We start from the raw sequence: 23,658 nt of genomic DNA, 5'->3' as shown, positions 1-23,658 counted from the left end.
CTGATACCCTGTTGACTCCAACAGAAGCTGAGCCTGTTGTAACGATAAGGATGCCGCCTAGCGGACATGCAGTGTGTTTTTATGAGTAAATTAACCCAGCTTTTATGTTTAGCTGAATTAGACCAGACCCAATTATCCGACCTGCTGGAGCTTGCACTTCAGATCAAACAAAATCCAGAGCACTACAGCTCTGCGCTCAAAGGTAAAAGCATTGCCTTGTTGTTTGAAAAACCTTCTTTGCGAACCCGCGTCAGCTTTGATGTAGGGATCAATAAATTGGGTGGTCACAGTGTGTATCTGGATCAGCAAAACGGAGCTATGGGCGTACGCGAATCAGTGGAAGATTTTGGCAGTAATCTGGCCTGTTGGTGTGATGCCATAGTGGCGCGGGTTTATTCTCAGAAAACATTAGTGCAACTGTCGCAAAGCAGCAAAAAACCAGTGATTAACGCACTGAGCGATTTGTACCATCCTTGTCAGGCGCTGGCCGATTTGTTGACATTAAAAGAGCATTATGGCGATTTAAGTCAGGTGCATCTGGCTTTTGTTGGCGACGGTAACAATGTCTGCCACTCGCTGATGTTAGGCGCTGCCATTATGGGCATGACGCTGACTGTGGTCACACCACAAGGTTTTGGTCCTGATGCTCATGTATTGTTAAAAGCTCAGGCGATAGCAGAAAAAAGTGGCGCTAAACTGACCTTAAGTCAGCATGTGTCAGCTGCTGCTGGTGCGGATGCTATTTACACCGACACCTGGTTGTCGATGGGCGCGAAGGCCGACCCTAAACTGGTCGAGAACCTGTTTGCGCCTTATCAGATCAATACTGCAGTGATGCAGCGTTTAGCCATCAAACATTTTATGCACTGCCTGCCTGCACACCGTGGGCATGAAGTGACCAGCGAAGTGCTGGACAGCGATAATTCGTTAGTGTTGCAACAGGCAGAAAACCGTATGCACGCTCAGAATGCCGTATTAGTCAGTTTATTTAGTTGAGGTTGGACATGAGTATCAAAAAAGTAGTGTTAGCGTATTCAGGTGGTTTAGACACATCAGCCATTGTGCCTTGGTTAAAAGATAACTATGACTGTGAAGTGATAGCTTTTGTTGCCAACGTAGGTCAGGGCGATGAAGAACTGGCTGGTGTGGAAGAAAAAGCTATTAAGTCAGGTGCCAGCTCTTGCTACGTGGTCGACTTGCGCGAAGAGTTAGTCAAAGAAGTGATTTACCCCACCTTAAAAACAGGTGCAGTGTATGAAGGCCAGTATTTGCTGGGTACTTCTATGGCACGCCCTGTGATTGCCCGTGCTCAGGTTGAGTTGGCGCTGAAATTAGGTGCTGATGCTTTATGCCACGGTTGTACCGGTAAAGGTAATGATCAGGTGCGTTTTGAAGGTGCTTTTGCCGCCTTAGCACCGCAGTTAAAAGTGATAGCGCCATGGCGTGAATGGCAATTTAACTCACGTCAGTCGCTGCTGAATTACCTGGCTGAGAAAAATGTGCCAACCACAGCTTCTGCCACCAAAATTTACAGCCGTGATGCCAACTTATGGCATATCTCGCACGAAGGTGGTGAGATTGAAAACCCGTGGAATGAGCCATCAGACCAAATCTGGATGTGGACTAAATCACCAGAGCAGGCGCCGGATAAAGCCGAACATATTCAGTTAAGTTTTGAAAAAGGCGAACTGACCCAATTAAACGGTGAAGCTGTAGCTCCGGTCAAAGCCATTGAAGTGCTGAACGCTATTGGTTCAGAGCATGGCATAGGCCGTATCGACATCGTTGAAAACCGTTTAGTGGGCATGAAATCCCGTGGTTGTTACGAAACTCCTGGCGGCACTATTTTAGTGGCGGCCTTACGTGCACTGGAATCGCTGGTGTATGACCGTACTTCACTGAAATACCGTGAAGAAGTGGGCTTAGAGTTTGCTCAGCTGGTGTACGATGGTCGCTGGTTCACGCCGTTAAAAGATGCCTTGTTAGCCGCTGCGACTTCTTTAGCCGACCAACTGACAGGTGACATAGTCGTCAAACTGTACAAAGGCAACGTAACTGTGACGCAACGCCGTTCACCAAACAGCCTGTACTCTGAAGCCTTCGCGACTTTTGAAGGCGATGAAGTGTACAACCAAAAAGATGCTGCAGGTTTTATCCGCCTGTATAGCTTAGCCAGCCGTATTCGTGCTTTGCACACTAAAGCCGGCCAGTAATCTTTGGGTTTGATGATTATTAGGGCGGCTATCAAGCCGCCCATTCTATTTGGATAAGAGGTATTTATCATGGCGATGTGGGGTGGTCGGTTTACCGAAGCCAGTCTGGCCGAGTTCAGTGAATTTAATGACTCATTAAGTTTTGATTATCAGCTGGCGCAACAGGATATTCAGGCCTCCCGTGCCTGGACCATAGGTTTGCTTGAAGCCGGCATTATTAGCGCTGCCGAAGCAGAGCAACTGGATCATGCCTTGGCTGATTTAGCTTTAGCTTTGGAATCTAATCCTAAGCTGCCGTTGCAGACACAGGAAGAAGATATTCATAGCTGGGTGGAAGCTCAGTTGCAGCAAAAAATTGGTGCGGTGGCGAAAAAGCTGCACACAGGCCGCAGCCGTAACGACTTAGTGGCGACCGACTTACGCTTGTGGACCAAACTGAATGCCAGTCAGGTTCGCAGCACTTTAATCACCGCCATTGGTGCCCTTATTACTTTTGCTGATGCGCATTTTGGTGCTGTGATGCCGGGCTTTACTCACCTGCAACGGGCTCAACCTGTGCTGGTCAGTCACTGGGCTTTGGCTTACATCGAAATGTTTAAACGGGATTTAAGCCGTATTGACGATGCTTTAGAGCGGATGGACGTCTGCCCCTTAGGCTGTGGTGCTTTAGCTGGTACTGGTATTCAAATCGACCGCACAGCTTTAGCCCAGCGTTTAGGTTTTAAATCAGCTGCGCTCAATAGCTTAGATGCAGTGTCGGACCGGGATTATGTGGTGGAGTTATCTGCCACTGCCTCTTTGTGTATGACACATTTATCGCGTTTATCTGAAGACGTGATCTTCTTCTGCTCAGGCGAAGCGGCTTTCTTTAAGCTGGGTGATGCGATTAGTAGCGGCTCGTCCTTGATGCCACAGAAGAAAAACCCTGATGTGTTTGAGTTATTACGTGGCAAAACCGGCCGGGTGCTGGGTCATTTAGTGGCTATTTTGCATGTACTTAAAGGTTTGCCTTTGGCATACAACAAAGATATGCAGGAAGACAAACAAGGCTTTTTTGATTTAGTGGCAAGCTGGCAACAATGTTTGCTGGTGCTGGCGACAGTGCTGCCGCATTTATCGGTTAATGTGGAACGTTGCCGTTTAGCTGCAGAGTTGGGCTACAGCAATGCCACAGATCTGGCTGACTATCTGGTCGGTAAAGGCATCGCTTTCCGTGATGCTCATGAGTTATCAGGTGAGCTGGTGCTGGTGGCTTCGAAACAGCAAAAACCACTGGAAGCTTTAGCTTTAGCTGAAATGCAGCAGGTATCGCCTTTAATCAGCGATGATGTTTTTGCCGCCCTGACCATTGAAGCAGGTCTGGCGAAACGTGCTTCTTTAGCCGGTACCAGTCCTGATAGAGTTAAAGAAGCGCTGGATGCAACCAAAGTATGGTTCGAAGCACTCTGAATTAATCTGTTCCAACGAAAAGAGCCGGATTTTTTATCCGGCTCTTTTGCTTTTTACCGTAGCCAAAAGTTAAGCGGCTAACGCCTGCTTAGCCTGAAAATCCAGCTCAGCTTTCAGTTCAACCGGCAATTGAAGCTGACGTGCCAGTTCCTGCAGATAAGCACCTTCCATATAGTTTTGCTCGTTGATCACCAGCAGGCTCGCCAGATACATCTCAGCAGCCATTTCCTGTGTAGTAGCCGCACTTGCGATATCGGCAGGGTCTAAAGCTTTGGCCAGCTCCTGATCAAACCAGCGCTGCAGGCTTAAATCCGACGTCAATTTTGCTATTTCGCTGTCGATCAATTCGCGTTCCTGTTGATCAATATGACCATCAGCTTTAGCTGCACCAATCAGCGCTTTTAAAATAGCGTTACTGTGCAGCTCTGCCTCTGGAGCCGGTAAGCGATCCACAGTCTGCGGTTCGTGTTGATCAACTTTGCCTTTGTTTTGCTGTTGCCAGTTACCATAGGCTTTATAAGCCAGCACACCCAAAGCCGCCAGACCACCATAAGTAATGACTTTACCACCCATACTACGGCCTTTTTTTGAGCCAAGTAACATAGCTAAAGCGCCGCCTGACAAAGCTCCTCCACCAAAACCTGACAGTAAACTACTGACAGAGGATAAATCCGCAGTTTTAGCACCCGAGGTGCCCGACGTTTTTTTCTGTACCACATCAGAGCCAGCTTTTAACAACTGCTCTAACAAACCTTTTGTATTTATCATCTTTTATCATCCTGAATTGTATTAATAGGTCTGACCGCTGTTTTCTTAAAAAATTCATTGGCTTGTGTAAGTGAATGTATCAGGGCTGACGGATGACGGGCTAAAAATAGCTATTTTTAATACAGATGTTCTGCTTGAAAAATATGCACTAAATAGGGTTGAGCAGGCTGCACTAAGAAGAGCAAAGCGCAAATTAATGAACCGCAGTGGTGCATTTATATTCATTTTGGTAACGAGGTGCTTCTGTCGCTGTTTTATTGTGGTGCAGCAATTATTCTTTGTTATTTTCAGTAAAAACTCACTGTAAACATCGTGTTATATAAAATACTAATTTTCATCTGATGGTTAATTTTTATTCAATTGACGTGAGTGGAACTAAGTAGGACTGTATTTATATGTTGATTAAGTGAATGGAAAATCAGCAGGCGGCGTTGCAGTTTTTGTCGCGTAGTGCAGGAACATCATACCTCTCACCCTGGATAAAAACTATGAAAATAAAAAAAAGTACGTTATGTCTGCAGATAGGTGCCGCATTACAAGGTGCTGTTTTACTGGGCTATAGTGGTTTGGCTTTGGCGGCCGAAGAAGATGATGCTGCCAAAGAGAAAGAAAATGTAGAGAAAATTGCGGTGGTCGGTTCCCGTGCTGCGCCACGTTCTGTCGGTGAGTCTCCTGTGCCTATTGATATTATAGGGGCTGAAGAGTTTGCTAATCAGGGCAACCCGGATATGCTCAATATGCTGAGTACCCTGGTTCCAAGCTTTAACATCAATGCCCAGTCTATCAGCGATGCCGCAACCTTAATCCGCCCCGCCAATTTACGTGGTCTGGGTCCTGATCAAACGCTAGTGTTAGTGAATGGCAAAAGACGGCACAGAGCCTCTGTTATTGCCTTTGCTGGTGGTGGTATTTCTGACGGCGCTCAGGGCCCGGATATCTCTGTGATCCCTGCGGTGGCGATACGACAAGTCGAAGTGCTGCGCGATGGTGCTGCCGCTCAGTATGGCTCTGATGCGATAGCTGGTGTACTGAACTTCCAGCTAAAAAATGATAATGAAGGTGGTGTGCTGGAAGCCAAGTGGGGCCAGCATTATGAAGGCGACGGTGCCAGTGAAACCCTGGCCGGTAATATAGGTTTACCTTTAACAGATACAGGGTCTGCCAACTTCAGTTTTGAATACAAAAACGCCGATCCAACCGATCGCAGTGTGCAGCGCTCTGATGCAGCCGCTTTGATTGAAGCCGGCAATACCGCAGTGCAAAATCCAGCTCAGGTCTGGGGTTCACCGGAAATCAAAGACGACTACAAACTTTTCGCCAATCTGGAACTTGATTTAAAGAACGGTAAAGAAGCTTACGCTTTTGGTAACCACGCTTCGCGTGATGTGGATGGTGGTTTTTATTACCGTAACCCCAATACCAGAGGCGGGGTTTATGCTGGTCCCGAAGTCACTGTGGATGGGGTCGATTACGATTCGGTATTGGTCGGCGATATGACGCCGGATGATGGCAACAGCTGTGGTCCATTGCGTCTGGATGCCAACGGTATTCCTATTGCTTCCGACTTGGCCGCCGTCACTGCAGATCCGAATTGCTGGTCTTTTGTTGAAATGTTCCCTGGTGGTTTTACACCAAGATTTGGCGGCACAGTCACCGACAGCGCGATAGCCGGTGGCGTGAAGGGCGAGCTGGTTGATGAAGTGTTTTTTGACTTAAGTGCATCTTACGGCCGTAACGAGGCTGAGTTTAAAATCAATAACACAGTGAACGCGTCTTTAGGTGCCAATTCGCCGACCAGTTTTAGTCCTGGTACTTATGTACAAAGTGAACTCGGGTTAAATATGGATTTGTTCCGCGAGTTTGAAGTGGGCCTCTACGATGCGCTGGTGCTGGCCGGTGGTATGGAATGGCGTGAAGACACCTTTGAAGTGAAGGCCGGTGATGTCGCCTCTTATTCTGTGGGTGTGTTAGCTGACCAGGGTTTTGGTATTGGTTCTAACGGTTTTCCGGGCTTTAAACCTGAAACTGCTGGGGTGTTCAGTCGTCACAATTTATCTTTTTATACCGATGCGTCCAGCTGGGTTTCTGAGAGCCTGATGCTCAACGCTGCTGTGCGTTATGAAGACTACTCCGACTTTGGCAATACCACCAACTGGAAGGTATCAGGTTTATTTAAAATGACCGACAGTCTGTCAGTTCGTGCAGCAGCTGGTACAGGCTTCCGTGCTCCTACTATAGGTCAAAGTAAAGTAGTGAACGTCAGTACACTTTTTGGTCCAAACGGTTTGGTGGATCAGGCCACTTTGCCGCCTGATAACCCTATTTCTATCCAAAAAGGCGGTAAACCTTTAACACCGGAAGAGTCGGAAAACGTCTCCTTTGGTCTGGTGGGTGAGTTTGGTTCTACCCATGTTTCGTTAGACATGTACCGTATTGATGTGGAAGACAGATTAAGCCAAACCTCTGCGCTGGAACTGACAGCAGAGGATGTGGCTGCGTTGCTGGCGATGGGCATTAACGATGCCACCAGTTATTCCACTATTACCTTTTTCACCAACGACTTTGATACTGAAACCACAGGCGCAGACTTAGTCGTCAGCCAGGATCTGGATTTGGGATCAGGTGCGTCCAAATTAAGTTTTGTGATGAACTGGAACAAAACTGAAGTTACTGTTGATCCACTGACCACCAATATTGACGACGTCAAAATCCGCACTCTGGAAGAGAACTTACCTAAAACCCGCGGTAGCATCAGCTTTAATCACTCTGAAGACAACTGGCGTGCGCTGGCAAGGGTGAACTACTTTGGTTCTTTCTGGGAAGTGGACGATACCTACGACGCCACTCAGGGCATGTCAGAAGGTTCAGCATTTCTGGTTGATCTTGAATTGGGTTACATGCTCAGCAACAACATAGAACTGATAGTGGGTGCACAAAATGCCTTTGATGAATATCCGGGATTGAACCCGTACGGTGATTCTGTAGGGGCTAAATACCCTGTCACTTCGCCTTATGGTTTTAACGGCGGTTATTACTACTTCCGTGGCGTTTACACCTTCTGATTTAGCAGTAGGACAGAGCTCAGGCTGCATCAGGGATACCACAACCTGAGTTCTGTTTTCTTTCATGTTGACCCGTCTGCTTTTTGCAGGATGTTGAGGTAACAAAGCCTATGACAAATCCAGAACAAAAACATATAAATAATAAAGGCTTAAGCCGAAGAGAAGCCTTGCTGTGGATAGGGAAAGTCGGTGGTTCAGCCGCCATGTTACAGGCAGCAGGTTTATTTGGCTTACTTGCGACAGCACCAGTTGCGGCTCAACCTGAACTGGTAAAGCTGAAACCTCTGACCACAGGGCGTAAAACTGTTCTGATACTCGGAGCTGGCATCAGCGGTCTGGTGGCTGCTTATGAACTGGGCAAAGCAGGGTACCAGTGCAAAATCCTTGAAGCGTCTCACAGGGCTGGTGGCCGAAACTTCACCATTCGTCATGGCGATTTTATCGATGAGCTAGGAACCCCGCAATTTTGTAACTTTGATAAAGACCCCGATCTGTATTTTAATGCAGGTCCAGCCCGTATTCCGGCCCATCACACTGCGATTTTGCATTACTGTCGCGAGTTTGCTGTTGAGATGCAGATGTTTTGCAACTACAACAAAAACTGCTACACCCAGGATGACAATGCCTTTGCCGGAAAACCTGTGCGTATTCGTGAATACGAAGCGGATACCCGTGGTTTTTTCAGTGAACTGATGGCGAAATCTATTCAGGCACAAACCAAACTGGATGCTCCTTTTGATGATATCGACAAACAAAAACTGATTGAATTTTGTCGTGCTTACGGCGATTTATCCAGTGATTTTACTTATGAAGGCAGCGAAAGAGCCGGTTATCAGTCTGGAGGTATTTTATCGCCTGGTGTGCTGAAAAAACCGAGAGCTTTTGCTGATTTACTGCAAAGTAATTTCTGGGCTGGTGCTATGCATTTTGGCGAAATATCGGATCAGTCTGCTGCATTGATGACGCCTGTTGGTGGTATGGACAAAATTGTTGATGCTTTTTTAAGTCGCTTAGCTGGCAAGGTACAGTTAAAAGCTCAGGTACAGAAAGTGCAGCTGCTGCCACAAGGGGTTGAAGTCAGCTATTGGTTGGATGGGCAGTTGCAGGTGGAGCAGGCCGATTATTGCCTGAACTGCATTCCTGCTCAGTTGATGGCAGGCATAGAAAACAATTTCCCGGCTGATTATGTCGGCGTGATGCGTCAGTTACAGCGTGGAAAGTTATCGAAAATAGCCCTGCAGGCCAAAGAACGGTTTTGGGAGAAAGAGCAGATTTATTCCGGCATCAGTTGGACCAATCAGGACATCACTCAAATCTGGTATCCGTCACATGGCATGTTTAAAACCAAAGGTATTTTACTGGGAGCTTATAGTTGGGACCCGGCCATATCGGATCGTTTTTCTGCGATGACCAATCAAGAACGTATAGCCGCAGCTATCAGTCAGGGCTCGAAACTGCATCCGGATTATGGCAAATACATAGAGCAGGGTAATAGCATTTGCTGGCAACGTATGAATCATATGCTGGGTTGTGGCGCTGTCTGGTCGGAAGATTTGCTGAAAACCAGTTTTGCCACCTTACAAGCTCCTGTAGGAAGGCATTATATGGTCGGTGATCAGGTCAGTTATCACCCTGGCTGGCAGGAAGGGGCCGTGCGCTCTGCCTGGTATGCGATGGAAAGTATTCAGCAGCAAGAGCAACAAAAACAGCAGCAGGTGTCTGTATGAAGGACTGGATCTTAGGTTGTATGTTGATTTGTGCTTCTGTTCAGGCTGAGACTTTTCATCAGGATGCGCAGTACTGCCTGGTCTGTCATGGCAGCAATGCACAAGGCAACGAAGCCATCAGTGCACCGAATCTGGCTATTTTACCTGACTGGTATTTATCCGCTCAGCTACAGGCTTTTCAATCTGGTTGGCGGGGTCATCAAACAACAGATACCTACAGCAAAGAAATGATGGCAGTGGCTAAAAGTATGAGTGCGGAGGACGTAAAACGTGCTATTGGTTTTATCACGGGCTTTCAGGCCAGCAAAGCGGTTGAAACTGTAGCTGGAGATATCAGTCATGGTAAGCAGCTGTTTCAGACTTGCGCCGCTTGCCATGGTGCTGCAGCGCAAGGGAATCAGCCGATGGGCGCTCCGCCTCTGGCTGGTCAATACAGCTGGTATTTAGTACGTCAGTTACAAGCATACCGCAGCGGACAGCGGGGGACTGACGAAAAAGATGCCCGTGGCGCTGTGATGAAACAAATCGCAGCGACGCTGCAACAGGAACAGGATCTGAATGATCTTGTGGCTTATATCAATACGCTGAGCCTGCCAAACACCGACATGCAAACCACAAAAATTCAAACCACGGATAGTAAAAAATAAGAGGAAACTACCGAATGAAAAGCCTGACCAAATTAGCTTTGTTATCACTTTGTGTTGCAAGCGGCAGCCTGCTGGCTGAAGTAAAACGTTATCCTTTACCTGACAACAGTACCTTTCCTATAGCCAATGCGGTGGAAGTGAACAAACTGGTGTTTGAAAGTGGCAAGGTGCCAGCGCCTAAAGATCCAAAAGCTGCCAAGGGTAGTGTGGAGTTTTGGGGCAATACGGAAGAGCAAACCTTAAGTGTGCTGAGCCAGATTGAAAGCTCCTTAAAGCAAAAAGGTTTGGGTATGGGCGATGTGATTAAAATGACTGTCTTTCTGGTGGGTGACCCGGCTTTGGGTGGAAAAATGGATTTTGCCGGTTTTATGAAAGGCTATACCCAATATTTTGGTACTAAAGAGCAACCTGCTTTACCAGCCCGCTCTGCGGTTCAAATCGCAGGTTTAGTGGCAGAGGGGATGTTGGTTGAGATAGAAGTGATCGCCGCCAGACCTTAATCCCTATGGGTATACAGTATTGGTGACAAAAAGGCCGCAAAAGCGGCCTGTTTTTTAGCTGGTGTCAGCCATCAGAACAACTCGATTTCTTCCTGCTGTTGCTGATTATTTTGTGTAGGCAGCTGCTGTACTGACGAATTGATATAAGTTTTAGGTTCTGTGCCCTGAATAAAAAACTCAAAACCACTGCTGTTATCTGTTGCCTGAGTCAGCAAACCAGTTTTCAAATCAATGCGCACTGAGGTAATACCTACAGGGGGTTGTACAAAAACCTGAGGTTTGTCTTTTAAGGCAAAACCAACAAATTCCTGCCAGGCCGGTAATGCGGTTTTCGCACCTGACTCACCGCCAGCGATCTGATCTTTACCCAGATTATTATTCCAGGCTGTTTTGCCTAAGCGGCTTTCAGCATCATCAAAACCGACCCAGGATGTCACCACTAAATCAGGTGAAAAACCAGAGAACCAGGCATCTTTCACATCATTGGTGGTACCGGTTTTACCGGATAAATCCTGACGTTTTAACTCTTTTAACTTATAGGCTGTGCCGTTCCAGCCAGTACCAGCTTTCCAGTCACCGCCACCCCAAATCGAGCTTTTTAGCGCGTCAGCAATTAAAAAGGAATTTTGCGCTGATAAAACCCGTGGAGCATAAGCCGGAGCTTCAGCAACAGCCGCTTGTTCAGTGGCTGCGGTTTGCTCTGCAAAGGTAGCCTCCAACTGAGCTTCAGGATCGGCCGTTTCAGCCAAAGCGGCGGCTTCTTTTGCCGCTTGTTCTGCAGCCGCTTTGGCTGCTAAGTCTTGTTGTTCGCAGTCGGAACATACAGGCACAGGCACATGCTCGAATATCAGGTTGTTTTGATCATCCAGAATTTTGGTAATGACATAAGGCTTCACTAAATAGCCGCCGTTCGCGAATACGGCATAACCTGTCGCCAGTTCAAGCGGAGTCAGTGACGCAGAACCTAAAGCCAGAGTTTCGCTGTGAGGTAAGTCTTTGTCTCTGAAACCAAACTTCGTCAGATGCTGGCGGGTTTTCTCTATACCCACAGCGCGCAATAAGCGCACCGCTACCACGTTTTTCGATTTGGCTAACGCCTCACGAATACGGATAGCACCGTCATAAACTTCAGGTGAGTTTTTAGGCCGCCATGCCTGATTTGACCCTTCATCCCATTCATGAATAGGCGCATCGTTCATTAAAGTCGCCAGCGTCAGATTGGATTCCAAAGCCGCCGAATAAATAAAAGGTTTAATGTTTGAACCGACCTGACGATTCGCCTGAGTGGCGCGGTTAAACTGTGTCATGGCAAAACTGTAACCACCTACTAAGGCCTGTACAGCGCCATCTTTTGGATTAATAGCCACAATAGCGCCACTGACCCCAGGAATTTGGCCTAAACGCCATTCGCCTGCTGCAGGGCGCACCAGCACATGCATACCTGGTGCTAATACATCAGCTGCGGCTTTAGGGGCGTGGCTTTGTCTGTCGTGGCTGATAAAAGCACGGGCCCAGTTCAAACCTTGCCATGGCAGAGTAATTTTACGACCACCGGATAAAATGGCTTCAGCCTGTTGACCTGCTACTTCAGTGATCACGGCTGGGATTAAATCCTCTAAGCCATCTTGTGTATCCAGATAAGCCAAAATGGCTTCATCGCTCAGACGATCTTTTTCAGCGAACTTCACAGATCCATCTTGTTGTGGCTCTGCTGTGGCTTGCCATAAGGTTGCAACAGGACCACGGTAGCCGTGACGTTCGTCATAACCTACAACATTTTTTTGCACCGCAGCGACGGCTTTGCCCTGTAATCTGGAATCTACAGTGGTAAATACCTGAAAACCTTTGGAATAGGCTTCTTCTTCGCCGTATTTATCGACCACTTCCTGACGAACCATTTCTGCAATATAAGGTGCAGAAGCTGTGATTTGTGCGCCGTGCAGTTTGGATAAAATAGGTTCCTGCAATGCTTCATCGTACTGGGCCTGAGTGATATAGCCTTCATTCAGCATACGACCCAAGACTATATTACGACGGGCGCGGGCACGGCTTGGTGAACGTACAGGGTTCAGTACCGAAGGGCCTTGTGGCAAACCGGCAATAATAGCGATTTCAGATAAAGTTAAGTCCTGAATGTTTTTACCAAAATAGACCTGGGCTGCAGCACCAACACCAAAAGAGCGCTGGCCTAACTCGATTTTGTTTAAATACAGTTCCAGAATTTCGTCTTTCGTCAGCTCTTGTTCAATACGTAAAGCTAAAAAGATTTCTTTAATTTTACGGATCAGTTTTTTCTCGCGGGTCAGGAAAAACACCCGGGCCAACTGCTGAGTAATAGTACTGGCGCCTTGTTTGGCTTCACCACTGAATGCCACTACGGTCGCAGCGCGGAACATACCTATCACATCAATGCCAGGGTGTTCATAAAAGCGGTTATCTTCGGTTGCGAGCACAGCTTTAATCAATAAATCAGGCATTTCTTCCAGTTTTAATGGAATACGGCGCTTTTCACCAAATTGTGAAATAAGCTCGCCGTCCTGACTAAAGACACGCATAGGTGTTTGCAGCTTCACATCTTTTAATGTGGCTACACTTGGCAGGTCATCTTTGACGTACCAGTAACTTGCTGCAACCAAAGCTACAACGGAAAAAGCACCTGCAATCACCAGAATGATTAGTTTTTTAAACCACGACACTGATTAACCTCAATGTATATTTTCGGATCTAGCGGGAATGCTAGTCTATTTTTTTTAAAAAGCTTTTTGCCTACCCTACGCAATCTTGTATGAAACGACTAAGCTCTTGACAGAAGATCAATATAAATCATTGACCTGTGCACGGGACGCTATGCTAAAACAGCTGTTTCAAACAAAAAAAACTTTGATGTTAGGGGTCGATATTGGCTCACATGCTGTGAAAGCTGTGTTATTGAGCCAACACAACCAGCATTATAAAGTAGAAGCCTTTGCAATAGAACCTATGCTGAAAGGCACAATGGTGGATCGTGAAATTCAGGATATCGAAGCTGTTGCCCATGCTTTATTAAATATCAGGAAAAAAATAGATAAATCAATCAAGTATGCTGCAGCTGCCGTGTCAGGTTCTTTGGTGATCAGTAAAGTAATTTTTATGGATGCCAGTTTAACAGACACTGAATTAGCCCGTCAGATTGAATTAGAAGCCGATAGTTTAATTCCTTACCCGCTAAACGAAGTCAGTTTAGATTTTGAACGGCTCGAAGCCAATGAAACCGACCCAAGTAAAGTCAATGTGCTCTTGAGTGCCGCCCGCACCGAAAGCGTACAGGCAAGAGTGACTGCGCTGGAGTCCGCTGGATTTACCGCCAAAGTCATAGATGTTGAAAGTTCAGCCTTAAGTCGCGCTGCCGAATTATGCCTGGATCAATTGCCTGAAGATGCCGCACAAAAAGTGGTGGCCGTGTTGGATATAGGTGCCACTATGACCTTGCTGAGCATAGTGGAAGGGGATAAAAACCTCTATACCAGAGATATTGCCTTTGGTGGCGAGCATTACAGCCGCAGCATTATGAATTACTACAATAAAACCTACGAAGAAGCGGAGCAGGCGAAAATCCTGGCTGACTTGCCTCCGAGCTACAGCTTTGAAGTGCTGGCGCCTTTTCAGACCATGTTATTACAACAAATTCGCCGTGCAATTCAAATGTACCTGACCACCAGTGGCAAAGAGCAGGTGGATTATTTACTGGTCAGTGGCGGCACCAGCTTGCTGGATGGCATAGATAAACTGATCAGCGATGAGCTCGCGATCCAGACTGTGATTGCCAATCCATTTCGTTATATGGAATCTGCTGCGACAGTCAATCGTCAGGAGCTGACCGAAAAAGCGCCCTATTTAATGATTGCGACCGGGCTGGCACTGCGGAGTTTTAACTCATGGCATCAATAAACCTGCTGCCATGGCGTGAAGCCGCGCGCAAACAACAACAACTGAATTATCTGACAGTGTTAGCGCAAGTTGCGGTGTTGGCTTTTGTGCTGATGTTTTTTGTCTACTGGTTGTATCAGGCTCGGGTCGAAGGGCAAATCAGTCGTAATGCATTGCTTGAGACAGAAATTCAGGTGTTGGACCAGCGCATCGCTCAAATCAGGGCGCTGGAAAAACAAAAAGCCGGTTTGCAGCAACGCATGTCATTGATAGAGCAGTTGCAGCGCAGCAGAAATCTGGGCACTCAGATTATGGATGAAGTGGCTAAAACTGTACCAGCAGGCGTTTATCTGGTGTCTTTGGATAAAAAATTTAACAGATTACTGGTTACAGGGAAAAGTGAATCGAACAACAGATTATCCAGTTTACTGCGGGTGATTGAGCAGTCTCCTTTACTTACTCAGCCTGTACTGGAGTTTATTCAGGCCAGCAAAGATGACAGTGGGTTATTGAGTGATTTCAAAATGCACTTAGGTTTAGTGGGCGCAGAAGCTCCACCACCGCCGCCAGAACCTAAAGGCAAGGCTGGTGCTGCTAATAAAACCGGAGCAAGCAAATGAGCCTGAACATTAACTTGTCCGATATAGATTTATCTGAAATTGATTTTAATAACATGGGCGCCTGGCCTAAGGCCGGAAAAGTAGGGCTGGCTTTGGTGGTCGCCGTAACCGTCATGTTGCTGAGTTACTTTTTCCTGATTGAAACTCAGGTGACGAACCTCGAAACAGCACAACAAAAAGAGTTGGATCTGCGGGTTGATTACCAAAAAAAATATGTGATGGCAATCAATCTGGAGTTGTACCAGCAACAAATGCTGGAAATGGAAAAAACCTTTTCGGTGTTATTAAAACAGTTGCCAGCAACCCATGAAACGCCGGGCATGTTAGATGATATTACTTTTGCCGGCACTTCAGTAGGGCTTACTTTTGTCCGTATTAACTGGATGCCTGAAATTGAAAAAGAGTTCTACACCGAGCTGCCAATTCAAATTGAAGTCATAGGGGATTATCACCAGATTGGTAACTTTGTCAGTGAAATCGCCAAATTACCCCGTATTGTCAGTTTGCATGATTTTGTGATCCAAAGCAGAGAAGAGGGTAATCAGAGTTTTAGTGTTATTGCTAAAACCTACAGGTACAAGGAGCTGAAAAAATGAAACGGACTCCTGTTGTGGTTATTCTCGCATTGCTAATGCTCACTGGATGTTTTGATGACACCACTGATATTCAGCAGTTTATGGCGGATGTGAAAGCAAATTCTAATGCAAAAATTCCTCCTCTGCCTCCTGTCAAAGCCTTTGAACATTTACCTTACACCAGCTCAGAGTTGCGTAGCCCTTTTAGTGTGCCGTCGCCGGAGGCTTACAATCAGCAGCCCCTGCATCAGCCCGGTTGTATTCAACTGGATAATCAACGCGAAAAACAAGCACTGGAACAATACGCTATAGATAACCTGAAAATGCGCGGCACTTTGGGACATGCCGATCAGTTGTGGGCTTTGATTGAGGCATCTGATCAAAGCATGCATAGGATCAGTATCAACGATCGGCTGGGTTTGTTTCATGGCAAGGTGATAGCTGTAAAGCCAGACTATATTGAGATCACTGAATTTATTCCTGATGGCAGTGGTTGCACTGTGCAGAGAAACAGCAAATTGCAATTGTTGGATGCGTCCGTCGATGCAGCCGAAACTAACTGAGCGAGCTGAATGATGATAAAAATTAAAACAAGCTGCAGGCTCCTCCGCTTTAGTAAAGCCCTGTGTTTGCTTTGCCTGTTTGTGACGGCTTGGGCTTTCGCACAGCAAGACAGCAAAGACTTTATTAATGAAATTGATTCGATAGATTTTCGCCGTGGTGAACAAGGCGAAGGCAAGGTACTGGTGTTCCTGCAACAAAACTCGGCTGCTGTGGATGTTGTTGAGCAAAATGGCCAAATTCAGCTGGATTTCCATGACACTAAAATCAGCGATGAGCTGTTGTACCAACTGGATGTGCTGGATTTTGCCACTGTGGTCAAAGGCATTGAAACTTTCCGCGAAGGCAACAAAGCCAGGTTAGTGATTGAAACCCTGGACGCTTTTACCTACAGCTACCAGCAAATTGACGAGGTATTTCATCTGGTCGTGCAGAAAAAATCTGCAGAACAAACCAAAACAGCTGCAGCAGGCCAGTATGTCGGTCGGGCTATTTCTCTAAATTTCCAGGATATTCCGGTCCGCACCGTGCTGCAGATCATTGCGGATTACAACGGCTTTAATCTGGTGACCAGCGACTCAGTGACAGGCAATATCACTTTACGGCTGGACGGCACACCCTGGGATCAGGCGCTGGATATAGTGCTGAAAGTGCGTGGACTGGATAAACGTATGGACGGCAATATTCTGATGATAGCGCCGTCCGATGAGCTCGCCGCGCGTGAAGCCAAAGAGCTGCAGGCTCAGCAACAGGTAGAGCAACTGGAGCCTTTAATGTCCGAGTTTCTACCTATTAATTACGCCAAAGCGGCGGATATAGCTGCTTTACTCAACAATAAAGAAGCGACCTTATTATCTGCCCGTGGCAATGTGGCAGTGGATGACAGAACCAATACCTTATTGGTGAAAGATACAGCGACCACTATTGAAAACGTTCGGCGTTTATTAAGACGGCTGGATGTGCCGGTGAAACAAGTGCTGATTGAATCCCGCATGGTGACAGTCAAAGACAATGTGCGGGACGAGATAGGTTTACGCTGGGGTTTTAGTGATCAGCAAAATGACAGAGCCTGGTCTGGCAATGCACCTGGTGCCAATGATCTGGCAGGCGGCACAGTACCAGCGCTGAATGACAGATGGAATGTGAATTTACCTGTAGCGAATCCTGCCGGTAGTATAGCTTTTCATGTAACTAAATTTGCCGATGGCACCTTGCTGGATTTGGAGTTGTCTGCACTCGAGCAGGAAAATAAAGGTGAAATTATTGCCAGCCCACGTATTACTACAGCCAATCAGAAAAAAGCCCGGATAGAGCAGGGCACTGAAATTCCTTACCTGGAAGCATCCAGCAGTGGAGCTACCACAGTCACCTTTAAAAAGGCGGTATTAAGCCTTGAAGTGACGCCCCAAATTACACCTGACAATAAAATCATTCTGGATTTAGAGATCACGCAGGACACAAGGGGTGAAACTGTATCGACAGGCAATGGCCCTGCACAGGCGATAGACACTCAGCGCATCCAGACCCAGGTGCTGGTCGATAATGGCGCTACAGTAGTCTTGGGGGGCATCTATCAGCAGCAGATGACCAACACCACCTCAAAAGTGCCGGTTTTTGGCGACATTCCGTATTTAGGGAATTTATTTAAACGCCGTAATGACTTTAATGAAAAAACCGAATTACTGATTTTTGTCACACCAAAAATTCTGACTGAAAGCTTGTAGCAGGATCCAAAGCAAGGCCGGAGCTGACGCAGGCTCCGGCAGAAAATTCGCTTGCCAAGCCAAGCCTATTGCTGACATAATTCACCGCTTCAAATTTTCGTGGGAGCTTTCGGGTCCTGAAATTAACCTTCTAAGTTAGCGCAGCAGCATTACGAACTATGGCAGAAAAACGCAATATCTTCCTGGTAGGCCCAATGGGTGCAGGCAAAAGTACAATTGGCCGTCATTTAGCAGACATGCTTCATCTCGAATTCTACGACTCAGATCAGGAAATTGAACGCCGCACTGGTGCAGATATAGCCTGGGTATTTGATCTGGAAGGCGAAGAGGGATTCCGTGTTCGCGAAGAAAACGTGATCTCGGACTTAACAGAATTACAAGGCATAGTACTGGCGACTGGCGGTGGCTCAGTGCTGAGCAAAGAAACCCGCAACCGTTTATCCGCGCGTGGCATAGTGGTTTATTTAGAAACCCCTATAGAGAAACAAGTGGCTCGTACTCAACGTGACAAAAGACGTCCGTTGTTACAAACCGAAGAGGCACCAAAAGAGGTGCTGGAACGTCTGGCGGCTGAGCGTAATCCTCTGTATGAAGAGATCGCTGATTTTACCGTACGTACAGACGAGCAAAGTGCCCGTTCAGTGGCGAATCAAATCGTTGAACAACTTGGTTTCTAGTTTGAGATAACTTTTCAGGGATATAAGGAGAGCTGTTGATGCAAAAAGTTGCAGTACAACTTGGAGAGCGCAGCTACCCTATCCTGATCAGTCCCCAGTTATTTACCCAACCTCTGACGGAGTTTTTACCTCAAGCCCGTCAGGTGGTGATCGTTTCTAATCCAGTGGTTGCAGGGCTTTATTTGCCTGCTGTCACTGCATTATTTCCCGACTCTGTTGTGCACTCCTTTATTTTACCAGATGGTGAAGCCTACAAGACTCTCAATTCTTTTGAACAGGTGATGTCCTTTTTGCTTGAGCACAAAATCAACCGTGATGTATTGCTGGTGGCTTTAGGTGGCGGAGTGATAGGCGATCTGACCGGCTTTGTTGCAGCTTGTTACCAGCGTGGTGTGCGTTTTATTCAACTGCCGACCACTTTATTATCTCAGGTGGATTCTTCTGTTGGCGGTAAAACAGCGGTCAATCATCCGTTGGGTAAAAATATGATAGGTGCTTTTAAGCAACCCGATCTGGTGCTTATTAATACCTCTGTTTTAAGCTCTTTGCCTGCCTCTGAATTCGCAGCCGGTATGGCGGAAGTCATCAAGTATGCGCTGATAAGCGATCTGGCATTTTTCAATTGGCTGGAGCAAAATCAACAGGCTATCCGTGAACTGCAACCTGCTGTGTTAGGTGAAATGATCCGTCATTGTTGCCAGATGAAAGCCGACATTGTCAGCCGCGATGAGACAGAGCAGGGCGAGCGGGCTTTATTAAATTTAGGCCATACCTTTGGTCATGCTATTGAAGCCTTTTTAGGCTATGGCCAATGGTTACACGGTGAAGCTGTAGCAGTGGGCATGGTGATGGCAACACAACTGGCGGTCAGCCGTGGTGATGTCAGCAAAGAAGAATTACAACGTATTATTGGTTTATTGTCTGCTTTTGATTTGCCTGTGGCGCCTCCGGTGCAAATGAGCATTGCGGATTTTATGCCCTATATGAAAACAGATAAGAAAGTACAGGCCGGCAAAATGCGCTTTATCGTCCCTACCGCCTTGGGACAAAGTGCAATAGTCGATGACGTGACCGAACAAGAACTAATGGCTCTCTTCAGCATATGAGTAAACAAGCTCTGCAACAGCGTTTAACCCAATATTCAGGCCTTTTAGCCTCTCAGCGTCAGTTATTGCAACGTTTATTGCTGCAACTGGAGTTTAACCAGCCAGATCGTTTACAACTGGTAGGTTCAAGCGGCAGCGGAAAATCAACACTGATCCTGACTTTAGCTGAAATTTGTTCTGAGCAGTTTAATGTGGCTTTGTTGCAGGCTGATGCGGGTCTGGCACCTGTGGATGTATTAAAAGTACTGCAGCAACAATGGATTGGCTCAGCATCTATGCCCCGCACTCTGACTGAGTTTGTGGCTCAGCTGAGTAAAACAGAGCAATACCTGTTATTGGTTGATGATGCAGACCAACTGAATGAAACCAGTTGGCAACTCATTCAACAATTGCCTGTCAGTGTGTTTATCAGCAGCTTAAAAGCAAAAAGTGATATTCGTCTGGCGATGAATATTCCTGCCTTTAGCGAAGACGAAGCCGCTGAATTATTGGCTCCCTATAATTTAGCTGGCCGTGAACAACGTGAACGTATTGAAGATTGTGCCGGTGATTTGCATTTACTGCTGCATGGTTTGAGTGTCAGCCCGCCTCGTAAAGCCGCCGTTATCGCAAAACCAAAGGCTGAAACTTCAGCCTCGCCTCTGGCATTTTCAGCCCGTGAAGAGGTTGAAGCTCCTGCTTTTGTGGCCAGTGCAGCGGATAGCCATTTTGATTTTAATAACAAAGACAATCCTTTAGGTCTGCGCGCTATAGACACAGCAGACGAGCAGCCATCCTTTTCAATAGAAACAGAGCGACGCAGCGATTATCGTCCAGCCAGCGCTGAACAGAAAAAACCAGCAAAGCAGGCTTCAGGTCAGTTCTTTTCGCCCTTTTTAGTGTTGAGCCTGGGTTTTGGTTTGATTGCAGCTGTAGTGATGTTCTGGTTGTGGACTGAGCAGCAATTCCGTCAGCCTATAGCTGACGATATGGTGCCTTATTACCCATCATCCACAGATACAAGTGCCGCATCCCGTCTGCAAAAAGATCGCCAGTTCGAACCTACAGTAGAGATAAAACAAGAAGTTCCCGCAGAGACAGCTTCTGGTGCCGTGACTCAAACTGCGGCCAAAACTACTGAAGCGACGCCTGACGCTGCGCAGCAGGGCATGCCACAAATGGCGCTGGCAAAAAACACCGATACCGCCAGTATGACGGTTCAGCAAGAAGTGGCGAAAGATGATAACGGCTTGCCTCAGAAGCAAATTGTCTCCATGACTATTGAATCTGAGCCTATGCGCGAACAGCCGGTGATCCCTGCATTACCAGCAGCAGGCGAAGAAGTTGCGGCAACTGATCCAGAGCCTGTAGCTGAAACTCCTGTAAAACCAGCAGCTGTTGAAACGGCACCAGAACAAAATGACTTAGTAGCGGAAATGGAAGCTGATGCAGCAGAAGCTGTGCCAGAGACTTTGCCTGAGGCGGCTCCGGCTACTACTAGTCCTGCGGCAACTGATGCTTCTGCCGGACATGATGCTGCAACTTTATTAGGGATGTTGCCTGATACTGTGGCGATTCAGTTAGGTGTGTTCTCCCAGGAAGCGGCTGCGAAAAAGTTTTTGCAGCAGTACTCCAGCTTAAATCTGCAGCTTTATAAGCGTCAGCAGCAAGGGAAAACGCAATTTGTCGTGGTTTCGGCTTCTTATGTCAATGGTGGCGCAGCGCGTCAGCAAGTAAAGTCTTTGCCGGAAGAGCTAAGGCAACAAACACCATTCGTGAAGCCTTTAAGCGATATTCAGCGTGAGATCCGTTCCGCCAATGCAAACTGATGTGATGAAGCTGAAGGGCGCTGTGGTGGCTGGCGTATGCTAAAGAAGTCCAGAGCCTTCCTGAAATGGGCTGGCGGCAAATACAATTTAGTGGATGCCATTTCTCTGCAACTGCCTAAGGCGCCATTATTGGTTGAGCCTTTTGTCGGCGCTGGTTCGGTGTTTTTAAACACCGATTACCCGCACTATCTGCTGAATGATATCAATGCGGATCTGATTAACCTCTATCAGTTGCTGCAAACTAAACCTGCTGATTTTATTGCGGATGCCCAAAATTTATTTGTACAAAGCAGCAATGAGAAAAGCAGTTATCTGTCATTTCGGGAAGAGTTTAATCAAAGCACAGACAGCTATCAGCGCTCCTTGTTGTTTTTGTATTTAAATCGTCATGGCTACAACGGTTTATGCCGTTATAACAGCAGTGGTAAATTTAACGTGCCTTTTGGCAGCTATAAAAAGCCGTACTTCCCGGAAGCTGAGTTATGGTTTTTTGCTGAAAAAGCACAAAAAGCTAAGTTCGTTTGTATGGATTACAACGAACTGATGCAGCAAATCAATGCACCAGCTGTGGTGTATTGTGATCCGCCTTATGTACCACTGAGCCGCACTGCCAGTTTTACCTCTTATGCGAAAAACAGTTTTGATTTAGATGATCAGGCGCAATTGGCTAATTTAGCGGAAAATTGCCAAAGCCGTGGTGTGAGTGTAGTGATCAGTAATCACGACACCACCTTAACCCGAAAGTTGTATGAAAAAGCGAAGCTTACCTCTATTCAGGTAGGACGCTCCATTAGCCAGAAGGGGGCAACACGTGGCAAAGTCGCTGAGCTTTTTGCGTTATACCTAACAAGCAATCAGCCTGGCACTACCCAACTGACTAATAGCAGCAATAGCACAATAAAAGCAACAACAGCTAAGATACCTGCAACTAAGTAGGGCCATATAGTAGTGGTTTGAAAGTCTTGTTGACGTTGTTGTTCAGACTGCACTCCAACAATAGCGCCGAATACAGCTTTGAGTACTTGCTTAAAGCCAGGGGCTTTTGTCATTTTAACCTCTGCGGTCAAAACGGTTCAGTAATTCCAGTAAATCAACAAAATGAAATTGGGTAGAACGGCTATTACCTTGTAACCAGCTAAACCAGCTTTGTTGTGATGGTTTACACAAGGAATTCATCGCTAATGGCTTGGTTGGATCGGCTTGTACTGAAGCCTGACATAATTCAGCGCTTGAAGAGTTATGTTGATGAGCAAAAACACCAAGACACAAACAAATGGCCAGAGCGGACATTATTTTGCGGTTTGCTAGTTGCTTCATACGAACCTCAACTGGTTGAATTATGTGCTGGATGATACTCAAGTTGAGACTAAGTTACAAGTTTATAACCTTAACTGATAGTGACAAAAGTCACTTTCATAGCAAATATTTTGGGGAAATACACAGAATAGTCAGGGCAAAACCTGAGTTTTGCCCTGTAGAGTAAGCTTAGAAGGTTTTGCTTAAGGTTAATACTGCACGACCGTCACATAAGTTACAGTCTGCTGAACCGTCGATGTCGGTGTCTGCATACTTCAGTGATACACCAGCGCCTAAGACTTCAGTACTAAAGCCAATGCTCCAGTCAATGTAAGTATCGCTGTCGACAGGACCAGCTGCTAAAAAAGTTTCAAACTCAGCTTCGTCTTCAAAAGCGTTGTAGCCAAAGTGTAAATCTAATGCAATGTTTTCCACCAGGCTGTATTTGTAATCTGCAGACAGGTAGTAATAGTCTTCAACACCAGCGCCAAAGTAGTCCGGAGAGTAGGCAACACCTAAAGTCCAGCTGTCATAAAAAAACTTGGCATAACCTTCGTAGAAGTTAAATTCATCAACGGCATTGTCGCCTTTTGGATAACGGTATTGCATCACACCGACGTCAACATTCCAGCTGTTGTTTAAAGCACCAGTCCAGCCGGCTAAAATATCCAGCTCCATACTGCCTTCACCAAATTTGATATTGGAACCCCAGCCAGACAAATAAAAGCCAGATTCTCCGCTTAAGGTAAAACCACCCTGCACAGCAGGACCTTCATCCGTTTGAGAAATACCGCGGAATAAATAATCAGAGGTAAAGGCCACGTTACCCGTCAGGCTTGCGGCACCAACACCGAAACTGCTGCCCGCAATGAGTAATGCTACGAGGCTACGGCGAATTGTTTTACTTGTTGCTTTTGATCCCAGTGTTACTTTTTTTGTCATTTTATTTGCCCTTATCTATTAGTTCCCGTGAATACAGTCCATTTTTTGTGCCATTGCATTATTTTCAATTAAATCAA

The 23,658-nt window shown here is 46.6% G+C and carries 21 protein-coding genes; 16 read left to right on the top strand and 5 right to left on the bottom strand.

Annotation, left to right across the window (positions count from 1 at the left end):
- The first annotated feature begins 81 nt into the window (after positions 1-81).
- The 3 genes from OM978_RS17080 to argH all read left to right on the top strand — a co-directional run bounded on the left by OM978_RS17080 (position 82) and on the right by argH (position 3,662).
- Positions 82-996 (top strand): ornithine carbamoyltransferase, encoded by a 915-nt coding sequence (locus OM978_RS17080; RefSeq protein WP_264343484.1) that lies wholly within the window; start codon positions 82-84, stop codon positions 994-996.
- 2 nt (positions 997-998) lie between these two features.
- The gene (locus tag OM978_RS17075; RefSeq protein ID WP_264343483.1) at positions 999-2,213 is read left to right on the top strand and encodes an argininosuccinate synthase; all 1,215 of its coding nucleotides are present in this window, start codon (positions 999-1,001) and stop codon (positions 2,211-2,213) included.
- A 69-nt stretch (positions 2,214-2,282) separates the two neighbouring features.
- On the top strand, positions 2,283-3,662 hold the full coding sequence (gene argH, locus OM978_RS17070; protein ID WP_264343482.1) for an argininosuccinate lyase: 1,380 nt from the start codon (positions 2,283-2,285) through the stop codon (positions 3,660-3,662).
- Positions 3,663-3,731: 69 nt separating this feature from the next.
- Here the strand turns inward: argH and OM978_RS17065 are convergent, their stop codons facing one another.
- Positions 3,732-4,430: a tellurite resistance TerB family protein gene (locus tag OM978_RS17065; protein ID WP_264343481.1), complete on the bottom strand. Its 699-nt coding sequence runs from the start codon at positions 4,428-4,430 to the stop codon at positions 3,732-3,734.
- Positions 4,431-4,918: 488 nt separating this feature from the next.
- On the opposite strand from OM978_RS17065, the gene OM978_RS17060 reads away from it, so the two are divergent.
- The 4 genes from OM978_RS17060 (at position 4,919) to OM978_RS17045 (ending at position 10,366) form a co-directional block, all read left to right on the top strand.
- Entirely contained in the window at positions 4,919-7,492 is a 2,574-nt protein-coding gene (locus tag OM978_RS17060; protein WP_264343479.1) for a TonB-dependent receptor plug domain-containing protein, read from the top strand.
- A gap of 110 nt (positions 7,493-7,602) precedes the next feature.
- Positions 7,603-9,219, top strand: a complete 1,617-nt coding sequence (locus OM978_RS17055; protein WP_264343477.1) for a flavin monoamine oxidase family protein — start codon at positions 7,603-7,605, stop codon at positions 9,217-9,219.
- Positions 9,216-9,866: a c-type cytochrome gene (locus OM978_RS17050; protein WP_264343476.1), complete on the top strand. Its 651-nt coding sequence runs from the start codon at positions 9,216-9,218 to the stop codon at positions 9,864-9,866. The genes OM978_RS17055 and OM978_RS17050 overlap by 4 nt, the downstream gene beginning before the upstream one ends.
- 14 nt (positions 9,867-9,880) lie before the next feature.
- Entirely contained in the window at positions 9,881-10,366 is a 486-nt protein-coding gene (locus OM978_RS17045; RefSeq protein WP_264343474.1) for a RidA family protein, read from the top strand.
- 71 nt (positions 10,367-10,437) lie between these two features.
- Here OM978_RS17045 and OM978_RS17040 read toward each other — a convergent pair whose 3' ends face one another.
- Positions 10,438-13,062, bottom strand: coding sequence for a penicillin-binding protein 1A (locus tag OM978_RS17040; RefSeq protein WP_264343472.1), 2,625 nt, complete (start codon positions 13,060-13,062; stop codon positions 10,438-10,440).
- Positions 13,063-13,213: 151 nt separating this feature from the next.
- On the opposite strand from OM978_RS17040, the gene OM978_RS17035 reads away from it, so the two are divergent.
- The 9 genes from OM978_RS17035 to OM978_RS16995 all read left to right on the top strand — a co-directional run bounded on the left by OM978_RS17035 (position 13,214) and on the right by OM978_RS16995 (position 22,279).
- Entirely contained in the window at positions 13,214-14,293 is a 1,080-nt protein-coding gene (locus OM978_RS17035; protein ID WP_264343471.1) for a pilus assembly protein PilM, read from the top strand.
- Positions 14,281-14,892: a PilN domain-containing protein gene (locus tag OM978_RS17030; protein ID WP_264343470.1), complete on the top strand. Its 612-nt coding sequence runs from the start codon at positions 14,281-14,283 to the stop codon at positions 14,890-14,892. The genes OM978_RS17035 and OM978_RS17030 overlap by 13 nt, the downstream gene beginning before the upstream one ends.
- The gene (locus tag OM978_RS17025; RefSeq protein ID WP_233008318.1) at positions 14,889-15,488 is read left to right on the top strand and encodes a type 4a pilus biogenesis protein PilO; all 600 of its coding nucleotides are present in this window, start codon (positions 14,889-14,891) and stop codon (positions 15,486-15,488) included. The genes OM978_RS17030 and OM978_RS17025 overlap by 4 nt, the downstream gene beginning before the upstream one ends.
- Positions 15,485-16,030: a pilus assembly protein PilP gene (locus OM978_RS17020; protein ID WP_264343469.1), complete on the top strand. Its 546-nt coding sequence runs from the start codon at positions 15,485-15,487 to the stop codon at positions 16,028-16,030. Before OM978_RS17025 ends, OM978_RS17020 begins: the two co-directional genes overlap by 4 nt.
- 81 nt (positions 16,031-16,111) lie before the next feature.
- On the top strand, positions 16,112-17,752 hold the full coding sequence (locus tag OM978_RS17015; protein WP_264343468.1) for a type IV pilus secretin PilQ: 1,641 nt from the start codon (positions 16,112-16,114) through the stop codon (positions 17,750-17,752).
- 158 nt (positions 17,753-17,910) lie between these two features.
- On the top strand, positions 17,911-18,429 hold the full coding sequence (gene aroK / locus OM978_RS17010; RefSeq protein ID WP_008900467.1) for a shikimate kinase AroK: 519 nt from the start codon (positions 17,911-17,913) through the stop codon (positions 18,427-18,429).
- A 38-nt stretch (positions 18,430-18,467) separates the two neighbouring features.
- On the top strand, positions 18,468-19,535 hold the full coding sequence (gene aroB, locus OM978_RS17005; RefSeq protein WP_264343466.1) for a 3-dehydroquinate synthase: 1,068 nt from the start codon (positions 18,468-18,470) through the stop codon (positions 19,533-19,535).
- A complete protein-coding gene (locus OM978_RS17000; protein WP_264343464.1) occupies positions 19,532-21,343 on the top strand; it encodes an SPOR domain-containing protein in 1,812 nt (603 codons plus the stop codon). The genes aroB and OM978_RS17000 overlap by 4 nt, the downstream gene beginning before the upstream one ends.
- Positions 21,344-21,379: 36 nt before the next feature.
- Positions 21,380-22,279: a Dam family site-specific DNA-(adenine-N6)-methyltransferase gene (locus tag OM978_RS16995; protein WP_264343462.1), complete on the top strand. Its 900-nt coding sequence runs from the start codon at positions 21,380-21,382 to the stop codon at positions 22,277-22,279.
- On the opposite strand, the gene OM978_RS21540 is transcribed toward OM978_RS16995, so the two are convergent.
- The 3 genes from OM978_RS21540 to OM978_RS16985 all read right to left on the bottom strand — a co-directional run bounded on the left by OM978_RS21540 (position 22,198) and on the right by OM978_RS16985 (position 23,581).
- Positions 22,198-22,392, bottom strand: coding sequence for a DUF2970 domain-containing protein (locus tag OM978_RS21540; RefSeq protein ID WP_413690726.1), 195 nt, complete (start codon positions 22,390-22,392; stop codon positions 22,198-22,200). The two genes, OM978_RS16995 and OM978_RS21540, sit on opposite strands and share 82 nt — an antisense overlap.
- A 1-nt stretch (position 22,393) precedes the next feature.
- Entirely contained in the window at positions 22,394-22,660 is a 267-nt protein-coding gene (locus OM978_RS16990) for a hypothetical protein (RefSeq protein WP_264343460.1), read from the bottom strand.
- 168 nt (positions 22,661-22,828) lie between these two features.
- On the bottom strand, positions 22,829-23,581 hold the full coding sequence (locus tag OM978_RS16985) for a TorF family putative porin (RefSeq protein WP_264343458.1): 753 nt from the start codon (positions 23,579-23,581) through the stop codon (positions 22,829-22,831).
- Positions 23,582-23,658: the final 77 nt, after the last annotated feature.

This window comes from Rheinheimera sp. MM224 (assembly GCF_947090785.1).
Taxonomy (GTDB): domain Bacteria; phylum Pseudomonadota; class Gammaproteobacteria; order Enterobacterales; family Alteromonadaceae; genus Pararheinheimera.
The sequence above is the reverse complement of the archived record's forward strand: the minus strand, read 5'-3'. Positions and strand labels throughout refer to the sequence as shown.

What these genes read in the sequence shown, in the direction of transcription:
- OM978_RS17050 (WP_264343476.1), top strand. Translation starts at nt 9,216, where the DNA reads ATGAAGGACTGGATCTTAGGTTGTATGTTGATTTGTGCTTCTGTTCAG.
- OM978_RS17080 (WP_264343484.1), top strand. Translation starts at nt 82, where the DNA reads ATGAGTAAATTAACCCAGCTTTTATGTTTAGCTGAATTAGACCAGACC.
- OM978_RS16995 (WP_264343462.1), top strand. Translation starts at nt 21,380, where the DNA reads ATGCTAAAGAAGTCCAGAGCCTTCCTGAAATGGGCTGGCGGCAAATAC.
- OM978_RS17065 (WP_264343481.1), bottom strand. Translation starts at nt 4,430, where the DNA reads ATGATAAATACAAAAGGTTTGTTAGAGCAGTTGTTAAAAGCTGGCTCT.
- OM978_RS17000 (WP_264343464.1), top strand. Translation starts at nt 19,532, where the DNA reads ATGAGTAAACAAGCTCTGCAACAGCGTTTAACCCAATATTCAGGCCTT.
- OM978_RS16985 (WP_264343458.1), bottom strand. Translation starts at nt 23,581, where the DNA reads ATGACAAAAAAAGTAACACTGGGATCAAAAGCAACAAGTAAAACAATT.
- argH (WP_264343482.1), top strand. Translation starts at nt 2,283, where the DNA reads ATGGCGATGTGGGGTGGTCGGTTTACCGAAGCCAGTCTGGCCGAGTTC.
- OM978_RS17060 (WP_264343479.1), top strand. Translation starts at nt 4,919, where the DNA reads ATGAAAATAAAAAAAAGTACGTTATGTCTGCAGATAGGTGCCGCATTA.
- OM978_RS16990 (WP_264343460.1), bottom strand. Translation starts at nt 22,660, where the DNA reads ATGAAGCAACTAGCAAACCGCAAAATAATGTCCGCTCTGGCCATTTGT.
- aroB (WP_264343466.1), top strand. Translation starts at nt 18,468, where the DNA reads ATGCAAAAAGTTGCAGTACAACTTGGAGAGCGCAGCTACCCTATCCTG.
- OM978_RS17030 (WP_264343470.1), top strand. Translation starts at nt 14,281, where the DNA reads ATGGCATCAATAAACCTGCTGCCATGGCGTGAAGCCGCGCGCAAACAA.
- OM978_RS21540 (WP_413690726.1), bottom strand. Translation starts at nt 22,392, where the DNA reads ATGACAAAAGCCCCTGGCTTTAAGCAAGTACTCAAAGCTGTATTCGGC.
- OM978_RS17025 (WP_233008318.1), top strand. Translation starts at nt 14,889, where the DNA reads ATGAGCCTGAACATTAACTTGTCCGATATAGATTTATCTGAAATTGAT.
- OM978_RS17055 (WP_264343477.1), top strand. Translation starts at nt 7,603, where the DNA reads ATGACAAATCCAGAACAAAAACATATAAATAATAAAGGCTTAAGCCGA.
- OM978_RS17020 (WP_264343469.1), top strand. Translation starts at nt 15,485, where the DNA reads ATGAAACGGACTCCTGTTGTGGTTATTCTCGCATTGCTAATGCTCACT.
- OM978_RS17035 (WP_264343471.1), top strand. Translation starts at nt 13,214, where the DNA reads ATGCTAAAACAGCTGTTTCAAACAAAAAAAACTTTGATGTTAGGGGTC.
- OM978_RS17045 (WP_264343474.1), top strand. Translation starts at nt 9,881, where the DNA reads ATGAAAAGCCTGACCAAATTAGCTTTGTTATCACTTTGTGTTGCAAGC.
- aroK (WP_008900467.1), top strand. Translation starts at nt 17,911, where the DNA reads ATGGCAGAAAAACGCAATATCTTCCTGGTAGGCCCAATGGGTGCAGGC.